At 39.1% G+C, this 16,180-nt stretch carries 12 protein-coding genes; all 12 read right to left on the bottom strand.

Annotation, left to right across the window (positions count from 1 at the left end):
- Nucleotides 1-1,198 (bottom strand): substrate import-associated zinc metallohydrolase lipoprotein (locus VNZ46_RS24125; protein ID WP_325563397.1); only part of this gene is annotated, 1,198 nt, incomplete at its 3' end.
- A 10-nt stretch (nt 1,199-1,208) separates the two neighbouring features.
- Nucleotides 1,209-2,669 (bottom strand): RagB/SusD family nutrient uptake outer membrane protein, encoded by a 1,461-nt coding sequence (locus VNZ46_RS24120; RefSeq protein ID WP_325563395.1) that lies wholly within the window; start codon nt 2,667-2,669, stop codon nt 1,209-1,211.
- A gap of 12 nt (nt 2,670-2,681) precedes the next feature.
- Nucleotides 2,682-6,302 (bottom strand): SusC/RagA family TonB-linked outer membrane protein, encoded by a 3,621-nt coding sequence (locus tag VNZ46_RS24115; protein WP_325563393.1) that lies wholly within the window; start codon nt 6,300-6,302, stop codon nt 2,682-2,684.
- A gap of 271 nt (nt 6,303-6,573) precedes the next feature.
- Complete coding sequence (locus VNZ46_RS24110; RefSeq protein ID WP_325563391.1) at nt 6,574-7,758, bottom strand: FecR family protein; 1,185 nt, start codon at nt 7,756-7,758, stop codon at nt 6,574-6,576.
- Nucleotides 7,759-7,826: 68 nt separating this feature from the next.
- Nucleotides 7,827-8,411 (bottom strand): RNA polymerase sigma-70 factor, encoded by a 585-nt coding sequence (locus tag VNZ46_RS24105; RefSeq protein WP_325563389.1) that lies wholly within the window; start codon nt 8,409-8,411, stop codon nt 7,827-7,829.
- Between the two features lie 126 nt (nt 8,412-8,537).
- Nucleotides 8,538-10,775: a PAS domain S-box protein gene (locus tag VNZ46_RS24100; RefSeq protein WP_325563387.1), complete on the bottom strand. Its 2,238-nt coding sequence runs from the start codon at nt 10,773-10,775 to the stop codon at nt 8,538-8,540.
- Between the two features lie 85 nt (nt 10,776-10,860).
- A complete protein-coding gene (locus VNZ46_RS24095) occupies nt 10,861-11,379 on the bottom strand; it encodes a DUF1772 domain-containing protein (protein WP_325563385.1) in 519 nt (172 codons plus the stop codon).
- Nucleotides 11,380-11,476: 97 nt separating this feature from the next.
- A complete protein-coding gene (locus VNZ46_RS24090; protein ID WP_325563383.1) occupies nt 11,477-12,874 on the bottom strand; it encodes a serine hydrolase in 1,398 nt (465 codons plus the stop codon).
- Nucleotides 12,875-12,982: 108 nt separating this feature from the next.
- Entirely contained in the window at nt 12,983-13,945 is a 963-nt protein-coding gene (locus VNZ46_RS24085) for a 3',5'-cyclic-nucleotide phosphodiesterase (protein WP_325563381.1), read from the bottom strand.
- Nucleotides 13,946-14,081: 136 nt separating this feature from the next.
- Entirely contained in the window at nt 14,082-14,498 is a 417-nt protein-coding gene (locus VNZ46_RS24080) for a lipocalin family protein (protein ID WP_325563379.1), read from the bottom strand.
- 111 nt (nt 14,499-14,609) lie between these two features.
- Nucleotides 14,610-15,338, bottom strand: a complete 729-nt coding sequence (locus tag VNZ46_RS24075) for an acyl-CoA desaturase (protein ID WP_325563377.1) — start codon at nt 15,336-15,338, stop codon at nt 14,610-14,612.
- A gap of 174 nt (nt 15,339-15,512) precedes the next feature.
- Nucleotides 15,513-16,010, bottom strand: a complete 498-nt coding sequence (locus VNZ46_RS24070; protein ID WP_108549607.1) for a phosphoheptose isomerase — start codon at nt 16,008-16,010, stop codon at nt 15,513-15,515.
- Between the last annotated feature and the right edge of the window lie 170 nt (nt 16,011-16,180).

The raw sequence follows: 16,180 nt of genomic DNA, 5'->3' as shown, positions 1-16,180 counted from the left end.
AAGTGGCGTTTCCTGTCCATGGTCCATTTGTTGTAAACTTAACTTCTCCCGTTGTGGAGTTCACATTCATATTGAAAGGATAATCTGCAACATACCCATTTGCCCCCTGGTTAAAACTAATCTCCAGGTTGACTGTGGTAGCCGAAGTAAAATTGACTTTCATAAAATTGAATGTTAATCCATACCCGGGCAGCGCATTTACCGCTGTTTTCACCTGGTTATAGATTTGATTAAAAGCATCTGAACTACCATATTTCAGATAAACATCAGATTTCAGATCCAGCGACATCGAAGTAAATGCTTTTTTTGTTAACCAGTAAGGAAATTTGGATTCATTCAGATTCAGTGTATTTTTCATGTAGAGCTGTACTTCTCTCTGTAATTCTTTGAAGTTGATACCCAAATTATTATAGTAGGTAATCACATTCTGTTCTTTTTGGATCAACCTGCTTTTTCCAGCTGCCGATGCTGTATTTGCCCAGTTGTCATACCATACCTGCCCGTTAATTAATAACCAGCTAATGCTCTCTGCATAATCCTCAGTATACACTCCACTGGCATAACTGGTTACGAATCCATTCTTATGCGCTGAATCAATAGGCGTATCTTTATAGGGCTGTTTATAATAGCCTTTGGAAATACTCTCGAAATCAGTAGGAATAGGAACGATCTGATTCAGGATATGTCCAAATTCATGGTGCATAATTCTCTGTCTGTCCCAAAAATAGAACGCGCCGTCCGGAAGCGGAGCATAGTCATTTAATCCGTATAAAGTTATCCTTCTTCCACCAGCAGCAGTCCCTGCCACGCCAGGATCGTTGGAATCCGCATAAGCGTAGGAACCAAACAGGACAAATTCTTTAGGAATGTATTTTTTAGAAAAGGTTTCCCCGGCAATTTTCCTATACGGCCCTATAAATCCATCCAGTACAGCCTGCATCGTCGGCTGGATATCCTCCAGTTTATTAGGGGTAACATTTGCTGTATTTCCATGGTAATATCTGTTGTACCGGTATACCACTTCTATATTATAGGCATCTAAGAAATTTGTTTTCAGCCATTGGTCCAGTGCGGTATTGGTCTGCGGATTGTCGGCATTAAAACTACTATAATCTACATCAAGATTTTCCGTTTTCCGGCATCCAATTACTGTTGTAACAGAAGCAGCAAAAAATAAAAGTTTATATATAAGTTTCATAATATTCGATTTATCTCGGGTTTAATTCTATACCTGATAATTTAACCTCTTTTGGCAGTTGAAAAACCCTGCGTTTGTCATCGGGCTTAAGTTCTGTGAATGTTTCCAGACCAGTTGCGTCAAAGTTATTGTGTACCACAGTAAGCCGGCGTCTGATGATGTCAAACCATCTTATCCCTTCTTGCAAAAATTCTGCTTTCTTAGCATCCAATATCGTTTTTACCAAACCCTCTTTAGGGTCAGAGATACTGTAAAACGCACTAATTTTAGCCAGTGTTACCGCATCATTTGCAGGATTATATCCATTAATTCTAACACTATAGAAATCATTAATATCTTTTAAAGCCGCATCAAATTGCCCCAGCTCCGCATAGGCTTCTGCCCTGTTCATCAGCGCTTCGTCAACAGTAAATGAGGCTGAAGTCAAATAAGGGAAGCCAATTCCCGGCCCGGTATTGAAGAAATAGCCCTTGTACTTATAGGTGGTATAATTCGGCACACCATACGATGGTACTCTATTAGCCAGGATTTTTCCTGTTACATTCGCAGTGGTAAACATCTTAACCAGGTGATCACCGAAACCATGTCTTGGTGCATTCTGATAATGGTATGTAGAATAATTATTAGACAACAGGAGATTATATTTTTGCGAACTGGAATTAAATGCTGCATTAAATTCCTCACCGGTCATATCTTTCAAAGTGGTTGTAATAGGCCGTATATTTCCCACAAAATCATTTCCGGGAACGGTTAGAGTTGCATGATCTACCGCTTTTTGCCATTCCCCTTTGAATAAATAAAAACGAGCAGCAAAAGCGTGGGCTGCAGCTGGTGTAAAATGGAATTTGGGCACTTTATAGGCCGAAGCAGAAAGCAGTTTGATTCCATCCAAAAGGTCTTGCTCAATTTTTTCATAAGTCGATTTAACAGTCCCCCTGCTGTACTGTACAATAACCTTTGTTTCTGGTGCCGTGATATAAGGAACACCAGGAGAAGTGTTCGCTCCACCAATTTCGTAGGGATTCGAATACAACATCACCAGCATAAAATGTGCATAAGCACGGGCCACCAGCGCTTCACCCTTATAAGGTAATACTGCCGTACCCAGATCTTGTTTTTCTATCGCCTCCAATGCCTGATTGGCCGCAGCTATTGCTTCATAACAACCATTCCAATAATTGGATGTTGAATTAGTCTGCGCGCCAATTACATCAATCCAGGCATAAGGCAAATCAAACATCTCATTTGTACTTCCTATTCCTACGCCTTTATCTTCCGCATTATCTGATGAAGATTCTGTAAATGTCAAGTAATCGTAGGTAGGATAAGCTGTAGAGACCAGCTGGGCCACCTTATCTACGGAGTTGATTTCTGTTCTGTTATCTGGCGCCTCATTTAAATATTTTTTACACGATGGTAAAACAAATGGTACAAGGCCCAAAAGGATAACTGATATTTTATGTAGTTTCATAATCTATTCTTATTAAAATCCAAATTTTAACGATAAAGTATATTGCTTGGCAACGGGCATAGCAACGCCACCAGATGCATAAAACTCCGGATCCTGTCCGTTTAAACGTTTATCAGCGTAAATAAGCCAAATATTATTGCCCACCAGTGAGAGTTGTGCATTTGACATTTTAAGCTTCGTATAAATCTTTTTAGGAATGCTGTAAGTAAGAGATAACTGTCTGAGTTTAATGTAATCTCCTTTTACCACTCTTTCTGTAGAGTAGTTGTATAGATTATAAGGGTACCTGATGTCTACAGTGGCTCCATCTGCGCCAACTATCTTCGCCGCTGAAAGTGGATCTAAAATAGCAGGTATACTGGTAAACTTTTCATCCCCTGGCAGTACCCATCTATTTAAAACATCCCGGCTTAATGCCGTTAGATCATCATAGCTGCTTTTAACAGTTGGTTTTAAGCGAAGGAAATTTCCGGCAGAAAAGCCAAACAATGCGGATAAGCTAAATCCCTTATAAGAAAATTGGTTATAAAATCCCCCTGCAAATGTTGGATCAACGGGACCTTCATATTTCAAGAAGGACAAATCATCATCCTGCAAACCGATATAAGTCGTCGCTTTCCCATCCGGCCCTATAAAAGTTGGGTATCCGTAATCATGATTCAGACCAGCAAATTTTACAGAGAACAAACTTCTTTGAGAATAGCCCTCTACAGGAGCCCCGTTGGCTGAAATTGACCTCCATACATTAGGCGCAACGTCCAGATTAGTTACTTTATTTGTATTGTATCCAAAATTAAAATTTGTTCTCCATTTAAAGTTTTCATGGTCTATAACTTTGCCTGTTATAGCAAACTCGATACCATGACCTTTCATCCCTCCATAATTCGCCGTTTTTTGATACTGTCCTCCAATCCCTGAAGTTTTAATATCCCCTATCAGATCAAAAATATTTCTGTTATATACATCAACAGTTAAATTTAACCGGTCATTGAGCAAGGATAAGTCTAGTCCAATGTTAAAATCCTTGGTTTTTTCCCAGGTCAACTGAGCGTTCTCCAAACTCGATATAAAGGTTTGAACCTCCTGATCATTAATATTTGGTCTCCGGGCAATCTGATTATAAAAAACAGCAGAAGAATTTGTCGCATTGCCAATACTGGCAACCAAACCGTACGAGGCTCTAAGTTTAGCGGCTGTTAAAATAGTGTTCTTTGGCCAGAAGCTTTCTTCGTCAATGTTCCAGCTACCCGACACATTCCATGTAGGTAACCACCTGGCCACCGTACTTTTTCCCATCAGATTAGACCCATCATAACGACCAGACAACTTCAAGGTATATTTTTCCTTATAAGTATAGGCTGCGTTGGAAAAATAGGCAATGTAACGGTCCAGGCCGTACCCCATCCCAAAATAAGGCTTCCCAGTTTCAGCAGCCTGTTTGAAATAATGGTAGTCAGAGCTCACCAGACCTCCATTTTCATACTGATAACCTGCACCGTCAAAATACTCATTTTGCCTGTCCGCATACCGGACTTCCATTGCCCCAAAAATATTCAGATTATGGTCTTTATTGAAGGTTTTATTGTACTGCAGGTTTTGTCGGAAATAATAAGTTTTTAAATTATCCCCAGTCATTTTATAAAAACCCCCGTCAGGAAGAACACTCAGCGGCAAACCATTTGGGAAATCCGGGTCTTTATATAAATTGGGATTATTCTGAGCAGATGTTGCATCGTCAACGGTTCTGAACGAGGTAGCCATATTAGAATTTTTTAGAATATAGATCTGGCTCTCTGTTCTTGTAAATCTATAAGCGCCATCCAGAGCGTAGGTCAAATCAGGGATGATCTTATAACTGAGGCCACCCTGAACTTTAAAATCAATCATTGCTAATTTTAAATAATTGGTATTCAACTCATTTAAAATATTAAAAGGCGCACTATTTTGCCTGAAATATTCTAGATCCCCATTTTCATCATATGGCGTAATCAACCTACTGGTATTCAATGCATAATTATAGGGGTTAATATCAAACCCTCTGTAATAACTACCATAAACAGGATCGGACTGCAGAACTGTTGTTCCGGGTGCTTGCTGATTACGAACAGAACCATTTGCCAGCAATTCGCCACTTAACTTATCGCTTAATTTAAAATTGGCTCTATAGTTCCCTGTAAAACGATCCACATTATTACCTATTGTTTGTCCGTCATCATGCAGAAACGAGGTAGAAGCATAGGTTTGAAATTTTTCTGTACCTGAATTAATGCTGATGGAATGATCCTGCTGCAAGGAATTTTTAAATAAAACATTGAACCAATCTGTATTTGCATTGGCATACCTGGACAAGAATGCAACCTTACTGGCATTATCATTCCTGAGCGCCCAGGTTTTTGTCGTTTCATCATAGTCATATAGCATGTTATACATTTTATAAAAGATCCCACCCGTATTACCTCTGGACGCATCCGGGATCTGATAATACCCTTTGTTCTGCATCTCAATCATAACAGCCATCTGGTCTGCAGAATTTAACACATCAAAACTTGAATAGGAAGGTTTAGCATAGGTCGTGAAGTTTCCACTATAGCTGATTTTTGGAGCACCTTGTGTTTGTCTGCCTTTTTTTGTAGTTACAACGATAACCCCATTCATCGCTCTTGCACCGTACATACCTGTTGCAGCGGCATCTTTCAGAATATTAAAACTCTCAATATCATCCGGGTTTAAACCTGCTACCGAAGACCCTATCAAAGTATTCGCATCCCCGGTTGTCAAGGCCTCATTGGAGATATTGACAACATCTTCCAAAATGATTCCATCCACAACCCACAATGGTTTATTGTCGCCCGAAAAAGAAGTTGCACCACGCACACGAATCTTAGGTGCGGCACCAAACGTTCCTGAAACATTTTGTACAGTTACCCCCGCTACCTGTCCTTCAAGCATTCGGCTAATGTCGGGAACTCCATTTCTTTCCGCATCGGATGCTTTTACCAGGGTCGAAGAACCCGTAAATGTTTTCTTATCCAGGGTTTGATAACCTGTAGAGATATTGACCTCTTTCAATACGCTTACGTCCTCCTCCAAACTGACATTTAAAGTAGTTCTTCCGGCAATATTAACTTCCTGTGTCTTATACCCAATATAACTAAATATAAGTGTTGCGCCAGCATCTGCATTGATCTGGTACTGGCCTTCTCCATTTGTAAACGCAGAGACACCCTTACCCTTTTCCCGTACACTTACGCCTGGGATCGGGTGTCCCTTTTGATCTGTAACGCGTCCTTTTATCTGGACCGCCATAATGTAAGCAGATATCCTGTCAAAAATAGTCTTGTCCTTTTCCTTGATCACCACTATCTTATCCAGGATCTCATAGGAAAAAGGTTGATCTTTAAAACATAAATTCAATGCTTCTTCAAGGGTACCGTTCTTAATTTTAAGATCTACTTTACTTGCTCTTTCCAGTAAACGTTCATTATAGAAAAACTGATAACCACTTTGTTTACCAAGGTCTGTAAAAATCTGGGTGAGCGGGGTATCTCTTTTATTAAGATTTATGCTTTGGGCTACTCCGGCCGCACTTAACTGCATAAATGCGGAGAATAAAAAAACGAAGGTTAACTTCATAATTCGCCAAATTTGATTGCGTACCTGCCATTTTTTGGACAGCAGGCCGCAATGAATAATATTATTCATATTTTTGTTTTGGTTGGGTTTCTAATTAAACGGATTGCAAAAAAATGTTAAATGGGTGAACCCAGTCATTATAAGGATCCCGATCGCCATCGGGGTCCTTTATTTCTGATCACCTTTCCTGAGTTAAATCCCGTCGTCTCTGTAGATTTTTTCCATGTTTGGTTGTTTTTTGGTTTGAGTTGATTGATTAATTATTATATATTTAATTCACTAGCATTTTTCGACCTTCTATTCTGAATTTTATATCACTAAGTTCAAGAACCTTGATAAACTTACCCAAACTGGCATTTCGGGGAACTTTTCCTGTAAAACGATCGGCAGGAATACGGCCTTGATAAACGACCTCCAGGTTGTACCACCTGGAAGCTTCCCGTAATACACTTTCCAAGCTTGTACTTTTATAATAAAACCATCCCTCCTTCCAGGATACTGCTTGTTCCAGGTCTGCCGGCACTACGTTTATACTTCCTGCCTGATGAACCGACTGTTCCCCCGGCTTAAGGAGAATAGACTGTTCTAAAAGGACGTTTTGCCCATTACCAAGGGGAGAAACCTTCACCGAACCTTCTAAAAGCGTGGTTTTTACCCCGCCATTTCCGGCATAACTGTTGATGTTAAAATGTGTTCCCAGTACTTCCACTTCCTGATCCTTTGTTTTCACCTTAAAAGGATGTGCTCTATCTTTAGCAATCTCAAAGTAAGCCTCACCAGTTAGTTCAACCCTTCGGTCCGCTTTCGCTTTAAATGAGGTTGGATATTTCAAAGAAGATTCTGCATTAAGCCATATTTTTGAGCCATCCGGAAGCACGACCTGATATTCTTCTCCCCGCGCGGTAGAAATAATATTAAAAGCAGGTGTAACCTCACTGTCTGCTGAGTTCCCTTCCGAAGCTTCCTTTATTTCATAAATCAGTTGCCCATCTCCTGTTTTGGTAATGTTTACGCCGGCCTCTTCAGCCAGTTTTCCTTTAACTGCATCGGACAACACAATCTTTCTCCCGTTCGCCAATGTTAAGGTAGCCTTATTACTTCCTCCGGGGATACGATTAGCCAATTCCATAGTTACAGCAAAACGGTGTTTTGACCGCTGAACGAAGAGAATACCCAGACATAGAACAATAACAGCTGCTGCTGAAATGCTATAACTCCATATTCTTAATGCAGACGATTTTCTTTTGGATTTACAGGGAGCTGGCACCAGATTTGAACGTTTTAATGTTCCTTCCCAAATCTCTTCCTTCAAGCGATCCAAATCAGTTTCATCATCAGTTAATTTGCGTCCGAGACTTTCTGAGCTGTACCAGTTCTCCAACAACTTGACTTCTTCATCAGTAGCTATCCCTTTATTATATTTTTCAAGAAGTAATGCAGCTTCTTTGTGGTTCATCTAAATTCAGTTAATGTATTTATAGATAAAACCGGGCAAAAGGACTTTGGGGGTAGAAGATTTCTAAATTATTTTAAAATAATCAGAGCAAAGATAAATACACTCAGATTACTGATCTTTGGCCTTATAATTTTTAATGCATTTTGGACCTGTTTTTTCACTGTTTGATCAGATATATTCAGTTTTTCCGCGATTTCTTTATGTGAAAGATTCTCCTTTCTGCTCATCTCAAAAATTTCACGCATTTTTGGAGGCAGATTAAGAATTTCCTGTTCAATAATCTGTGTTAATTTTTTTTCATCTACATGGTCAATCGCACTCGGATCTATTTCCGAAATAAATGAAGCAATGGATTTCACATAATCATTCCGAACACGATTTTGTTCCATGAGGTTTAAAACCCTGTTACGTGCAGCAACATATAAAAAACCTGCAAGATTTTGATTAGATCTGATTTCAGCCGCTTTAAGCCATAGTTTACTGAAAATTTCCTGGATAACATCTTTTGCTTCTTCTCTGTCCCGAAGCATTTTGTAAACATGTGCGTACATCACGCTCCAGTACCGATTATAGATTTCAGTAAAGGCAGACTGGTCACCAGACTTTAGCAGGTCGGTTAATTCCTTATCTGAGTATTTACTGTATCTGCCCATAGATTAAAACTACTCCATTTAAAGTTCTGCTGATTAAGCCAGCATTATTCTTAACTAAAATGCGTAAATCTATCCATAATAACAAAATATACTAAAAAGGAGGTTCAGATCAGGTGATGTTTCAGCTTATTCTTCGCCCTTGCTTTCTCTAAGCGTACCTATACCTGCGGGTATAGTAAAATAGAATGTAGTTCCTTTGTCTTCTTCGCTCTCCAGCCAGATTTCTCCTCCATGTTTGGCTACAAAATCACTGACCAGATTAAGTCCAAGCCCGGTTCCCTTTTCTCCCAGTGTTCCAAAAGTGGTGTAATTTGATTTGCTGTTAAACAATTCCTGCACTTTATCTTTAGGGATGCCAATTCCAGTGTCACTCACAGAAAACTGCACACCAGTATCATTTTTAATTGCTTTAATTAATACCTCCCCATTTCTATGGGAGAATTTAACTGCGTTTGAAACTAAATTTCGAATAATCGTATCCAGCATCGCTTTATCTGCGTTGACTTCTAAATCCGGCTCCACTGACTGCACCACACGAATGCCTTTCTTCTCCGCCATAGGCAAAATGCTGAGTAAACACTTCTGTAACTGAGCGGCCAGGTCCTCAATGTTAACAGGATTAAAACTAACCGCATTAAACTGAGATTTGGCCCAGGTGAGTAGATCTTCCAGAAGCTCATTTGCGCTAGACAGTTCCTGTTTCATCATAGAAAGATAGGTATGCACTTCTTCAGCCGAACTGGATTGAAAATCGTTTAATGTCAGATCTAATAACTGTAAACTTCCAGAAATTGGGTTACGCAGATCATGTCCTATGATGGAAAGTAACTTGTTCTTTTGTTCATTCGAAGCCGTCAACTCCGTATTTAAAGCCCTTAGCGCATTATCTTGTGATTTTCTGGCTGTAATGTCCCGCATACTTCCTTCAGTACCCACAACCAGACCATTCTCCCGGATCAGTCTGGCATTCACAGAAGCATACCGGAGTTCCTGATTAATTGTTTTTAATCTGGCTTCAAAGTCTATAACAAATCCATCCTTTTGCAGATTTTCGATAATTCTGTCCCGATCATGGGGGTAGTAATAAAAATCAATAACGGGCCGTCCAATGATCTCTTCCCGGGTATAACCGGAATACTGCAATATAGAGGGACTGATTTCGGTTACTCTTCCCTGCTGGTCTGCCTGATAAAAAACGTCCTGTACATTTTCAAAAATGGTCCGGTATTTTTTCTCACTTAACAACAAATTTCCCTCAATTTCTTTTCTTTTGGTAATATCCTCTATCTGGGAGACATAGTGCAGGGGATGTCCAAGGCTATCTTTCAACATAGTTGCCGCAATAACCACCCATATCACTGATCCATCTTTGTGGATATACCGTTTCTCCATTTTGACATTTTCGCGAATGCCGTCTGCGAGTTCCTTTAAGCTTTCAGAACTTCTAAGCAAATCCTCAGGATGCGTAATGTCCTGTATATACAATTGCTGTAACTCTTCTTCGCAATACCCAAGAATATCACATAAACTGGAATTGACCCTTTTCCACCTACCTTCAGGAGAGATCAATGCCATACCGATCAGAGAATGTTCAAAGGCTTGCCTAAACTGCTCCTCACTTTGATACAAGTTCTCTTCCAGCTGTTTATGCTTGGTAATATCGAAACTTACCGCTCCAACCAGATTCTGTTTCCCTGAGGCATCCATAAAAGGAAACTTATAGGTTTTAAAATACTGAGGATATCCATCCTGTCCGCGAATAGTCTGGAACAACTCCTTGCTTTGCTGGGTCCGGAGTACTTCCATATTATTGATATGCGCATTTTTTGCAACGTCTGATCCAAAGATCTCTTCGTTATTTTTACCTACCACATCTTTAGGGAGATGCAGGGTTTCAAAAAAATCATTATTCGCATAGGTAAGGACATTCTCTTGGTTGGTAATCCAGCATAAACCAGGAAGGTAATCCATAAACAGACGAAATTGCTGATCCTGGAAGGTACTCTGTTTATGCAGTGTAATATCTTCACTATATATGATCACGCCCCCCACGTTTCCATGCTGACCTTTCCAGGATTTAACCTCCCATTTCATCCACCTGTTATTCAAGGACGATGGCTCATTCATCTGGTCTTCTCCTGCCTGGTCTTTACCCCTAACAGCTTGCTCTAAAATAGTAAGCCACTCTCTGCTTCTTTCTGAAAAAATAGTGCAGTAGGATTGTCCAATTACTTTCTCCCTTTCCATTCCATAGGTTTTTAACCATTGATTGGATACTGCCAAAAGTTTCAGATCAACATCCAAAATAGCAATAGGTATAGGACTGATATGGAAGATCTGGAGTAAATCAGCAGCTGAAATCATACTTGGTCATTTAATACAACAAATATAACCTTTGAAATACAACGACTGAAACAAGAAAAATGTTATTTTTCTAGCAGGTTAAAGGCTATTTTCCAGAGACGGGCATTTGCGTACAGCAAATAATGACCAAAACCAATACCGATACCGCAGAAATTGTACGAAGGGTATTGAAGTTATTCCATGCCCCTTCAAATTTCATTCTATGGGCAACAATTTCTGCTGGCCCGGCTGAAGATAAGTTGAAAGCTGCCAACTGATCATTTAAGGGGACATTTCCAAAAACAGTTACTCCAAAAACCCCAATAGTATAGATCAACGTGGCAATGGCCAATAGCCAGAACTGAATAGATAAAGGCCTGATATAAAACTGGTATGTGCTGAGCGGGAGTAAAACTAATGTTCCGATAAAACTCACAAAAAATACAGGATTTAATATGGCCTTGTTTATAGACTGCATTGCAGCAAGATAGTTTTTATCAGATAAACGGGATAAGCCAGGGATTACGCTGCAGGACCAGGAGTAGAAGAGGCCAGCTATCAGTCCAGCCATCGTTGCGGTAAGGACCAATACAACTACGGGTAATATGTTTTCTTTTGATTCCATGTTTTTATTTATTTATCTAAAATTATGGAAATCAAGAGATACGAAATAGAACAAAACCGACAACTCCTGAATGGAAATATTTAATTGTACATAGAGGCTACTTTCTATTCAATTCAGCAATGACTTTTTTTGCAACTTCATTCGTTGGATCCAGCTGAAGAGACCTCGTATAATTCTGCAAAGCTTTTTCCTTATTACCCTGAGCATAATAAGCCTCTCCAAGGCTGTCATACACATTTCCCGACTCAGGAAAGAGTTTTGTATTGTACTCAAAAACAAGCACAGCATCATCTATTTTTTTTCTATTCATCAACATATAACCTATTTCATTTAAGGTAGACTCCGCATCAAAATTGTACTCCTCACCATGCTCCCCTTTCATTTTCTCATAAAATGCCAGTATTTGTGGCCCATTCATAATTTCGATTTGCCTGGAGAAGTTCGCTGTCACAGATTTTTTAATTTTGACATAAGGTTTTCCATCTAAAATAGACTGTATTGAAGCATCAATTGCATATAGATTATTTTGCTGATTGTTTGTCATTAAAATCACCGTTCTCCCTTTAAGTGCATTACTGATCAGTAATGCCTGATAGTTTCTGGCTGTTCCATCATGTTTGTGAAAAACCATTTGATCGCCATCCATACTTCCTCCTCCCAGACCAGATTGCTTATTCGGGCCAAAAACAGCCAGTAGCTCCCGTGACGACTCCGGACCAATAAGTTTGAATGTTGTAATTGCATTTGCCCATTTATAAAAATCATCCAGAGCGAGCGCCGTCCAGCCAGAAATGGGTACATGAAGATCATCTTCTTTCCGGTTGTTATCATAAGCCCTGGCTATCCATTGATCTTGTTTATCAGGATCTACAATCGCTGTCTTCATACCGCAGGGTTTCAATAGCTTTTGAACTACAAATTCTTTAAAAGACAAACCTGTAATTTTTTCAATGATTCTTCGCTGTAAGAATACATTATTATTGTTATAGGCATAGCTACTACCCGGCTCAAAATCTAATTTTTCCACCTTCAGCAAATCTGCCATATTATCGGCATCATTATTTACACTATTCCATTTTACGTCCGGCAAGCCACTGGTATATTGCAGTAAATTAATGATCTTGATCTGAGAGGCCCATGCAGGCAATTCCGACAGGTATTTAGAAACCGAATCTTCCAGTTTAAGTTTACCTTCTTCCTTTAGCATCATAATACCAACGGCATTAAACTCCTTTGCGATAGAACCTATATGAAACCGATATTGTTCGGTAAGTGGTATTCTTCCAGAAGCATCTGCGAAACCCAGCGCTGCCCTATATATTATTTTATGGTTGTCTTCCACTAAGAGATTTCCATTAAATAATCCAAGCTTATTCGCATCATGCACCAAAGCATCAATTTTCTGCACTTTTTGTTGAACCTGGGCAAAGACAGGCCCATTGTTCAAACCATAAATGAACACCGAAATTAAAATGGCATTTGTAAAAGTTTTCATATCCAACAATCTTTTTCTTAATAGACAGAAAACCAATAAGATTGTTGCAGTTAGTCCGACAAAAAATTCCGCTGGAGTATTATAGCTTCGACGAACTGCCAGTTTCGATCAGTTCAACAACAACAATTCTCCTTGCTTAGGAAAGATCAGCTTGAAATTCTCCGTATTTGCTTCTTTAAGCTCTTTACGTATCAACTCCTCTGCTTGTAAAGGAGGCTTAATATGAGTAATAATAAAGTTTACTTTTTCAAATGTACCCGCTTTGCAAAGATTTTTTAATTGCCCCAGTTCTTTAAAAAAAAGCTTTGGCGTAAGATGACCAAACAATAGATTTTCAGGCTGTTCATTTGGAAAAGAAACTTCCAGGAAAACACCCTTCAACTCGTTTTTATTAATTAAAGGTGCAACCTGCTCCCATAGAAGACGCATTTTATCAGATTTCTCAATTTCATCTGCGCCGGTATCTCCGAGATAAAGCGCATAACTATTCTGGTGTCCCACTAAAAATGCGGTACTCTGATAAGGATTTCCATGACTGAGCGTAAAAGCTTTAACTATCATCTCTGTTCCATCGAGAGGTCTTTCGACCTTTTCTTCCAGTGCCGTATAACTATATTTTTTCAACATTGGCTTTTCTCCTTCATTACCAAAATTGGCCCAGGCGTCCCAGGTAAAATACTTATCTCTTAATACCCCTAATACCTTCGGCATGCCGTAGATCTTTTTAACACTATCTTCCGGCGAATTAATGATCAGACCAGAAACATGATCGAGGTGTCCGTGTGATATCAAATAACCTTTAATTTGCTTTCTTAATACTTCATCAGGTTTTCCTTTCAAAACACCCGTCTCTATCGCTTTACGTATCCCGGTATTTAAGGTTCCCGCATCCAGGCAGATATAACCATCACTGCCTTCCGGGGCAAGCAAATAGGCAGAAAGATTGTCCTCTTCTATCCCACCCTTAACACCAAGCGGAATGACTTTAAATGATGATGTACGAGACTGAGCAGATATCTGAAGAAAAGCGGTAAGAACAATAAAGGCAATAAGGCAAGTTTTTCTGAACATAATTTATAGAATTACAGTACACAAACTTAAATAAACACATGAAAAACTACATCAGCAACATCATAAAAAAAGAGCAGTATTAAACTTGCTCTTTTATTTACATAAAGCACCCGGAAAAGGTCTTCAATAAAGAAATTTATTTCGTTTTCACGAATTTAGAACCACAGCCTTCTATGCACATAATAGGCCCGGCAGGACTCATGGTCAATTCTCCGTTGCTAATTTTAAATCTATAATTCTGCTCGGTTTTATCTTTCTTAAAAAAAGTAAGTGTTACGCTATCTTTCACAGAATAAGTAGAATAGTCACTATAGGCATTACCTTCAAGCACCCCATTATCTTTAAACGTGACCAGATAAAGAGAAGCAGAATGCTCAGATACAGGCATCCATTTGCCCTGACCATTGCCAATATCAGCATATGACGCTGAAAGTTTCCATGTTCCCTGTAGGGTGTCATCGACAACGAGTTTTGCGTTATCCTTGCTGCAGGATACCATAAGAAACAAACAGGAAACTAAAAGTAATTTAGGTAAAGAATAAATGGATCGCATAATTTAGTCGTTTTGGTTATCGATGTAAACGAAACAAAAAAGAGAAACGCTACACCAAATATAAAATAACAATTTATTAAAATACTAAACCACTCCCAGTATCAACAAGACTTAGGTCTTCCTGATCCGGATGATATGCATCCAGTGCATCACTTTCATGAGAGGATAAGTAGGATCAAACTCGAACCATCTTGAAGCAAAATTTGGACTATTTGGTTTCTTATGATGGTTATTCTGAAACAACTCCCCTAACATTAAAAAGTCAAGCGGTAGAGAATTCTTGCTGTGATCATTGTTGTCATGATTAGAATAACCATATTTATGTCCACACCAGTTTACAATAGCTCCATGAATTGGTCCCATTAAAAAATGGATGGGTAGCAACAGGAACATCCACCAGGCCGTTGCAAAAGTAGCATAAAACCATACGTAAAAACTGATAAAGATGATGCGGGTAATCCAGGAATCACCAATTTTATCAATAATAGGCCAGGATGGGTATTTATCTCTGAACTGTTCTTCAGGTTCAACATTGTATTTGGAATAATTCAGATATATATTTTTAGTCTGGATCATCATTCCCCATACATCTTTTACAAAATGTGGTGAATGCGGGTCTTTCTCCGTATCACTGAAAGCGTGGTGCATCCGGTGCAAAATTGCATAAGCACGAGGATTCAGAAAAGATGAACCCTGCGACAAGAAAGTAATCAAATAGAAAAATTTCTCCCAAAAGGTATTCATTTTAAACATCTTATGCGAAGCATAACGGTGGAGAAAAAAAGTCTGGGAAAAGAGAGAGAGAAACCAATGTAAAAGGAAGAAAACTAAAATAATCATATAAAGCACTGAATGTATACCAACGTAATCCGCTTACGTTAAACTGTTCAAACCTCAAAAGTAATCAAATTATGATGCTTATTTAGAATTATTTTGAACAACTCCCAAATCTTCAATAAAAAATGCCGTGGATCCATTCAAACCCACGGCATTTTTTATTGATCAGGAGATATTCTATCTTCCAAAGTCATCCTGCACCCTAACGATATCAGATTCGTCAGAAGGATTTTCAGGATCAGTATGCTGCCAGATTTCAGAAACTATACCCCAGTCTTTTAAACCAATTAAACGGTGTCTTTCTCCTTTTTCAAGTTTTACCCTGGTACCAGGTGTAAGCGTTTTCACCTCTCCCTGCTCATCTGTATCACTGGTAATGATGCCCACATTTCCACTCACTACCTGCCAGATTTCAGCACGGCGATGGTGATATTGCCATGATAAACGGGAATCAGGGGCAACCACCAGGATCTTAGGGCTCAATTTGCCGCTAATCTTAAGGTCATTAACATTTAATCCATCAAAGTAGACATTGGCAAACTGTTGTGCCTGTTCTTCATCTATCACGAAAAAACCACCCCATGGACGGGTATCATCAACATTAACCACGTTGAAACCTTCGATCTTCAGGCGCTGTGCAACGCCGCTAAATATTTCTTTCTTTTGATCTGACATTTTAAATCTTGTAATTGATTGACCAAATATAACAGATGAGATTTATTTTTTAACAGCCTTGCCTATTAATTTATCAATCCTGCTTACAATATAATCAATATCAAAAGGCTTTTTAATATAATCATCTGCTCCTGCTGCTATGCTTTTCTCTTTATTCTGATCATTTGCAG

The sequence above is a fragment of the Pedobacter sp. genome, assembly GCF_035566355.1.
In the GTDB taxonomy this organism is placed as follows: Bacteria; Bacteroidota; Bacteroidia; order Sphingobacteriales; family Sphingobacteriaceae; genus Pedobacter.
The sequence above is the reverse complement of the archived record's forward strand: the minus strand, read 5'-3'. Positions and strand labels throughout refer to the sequence as shown.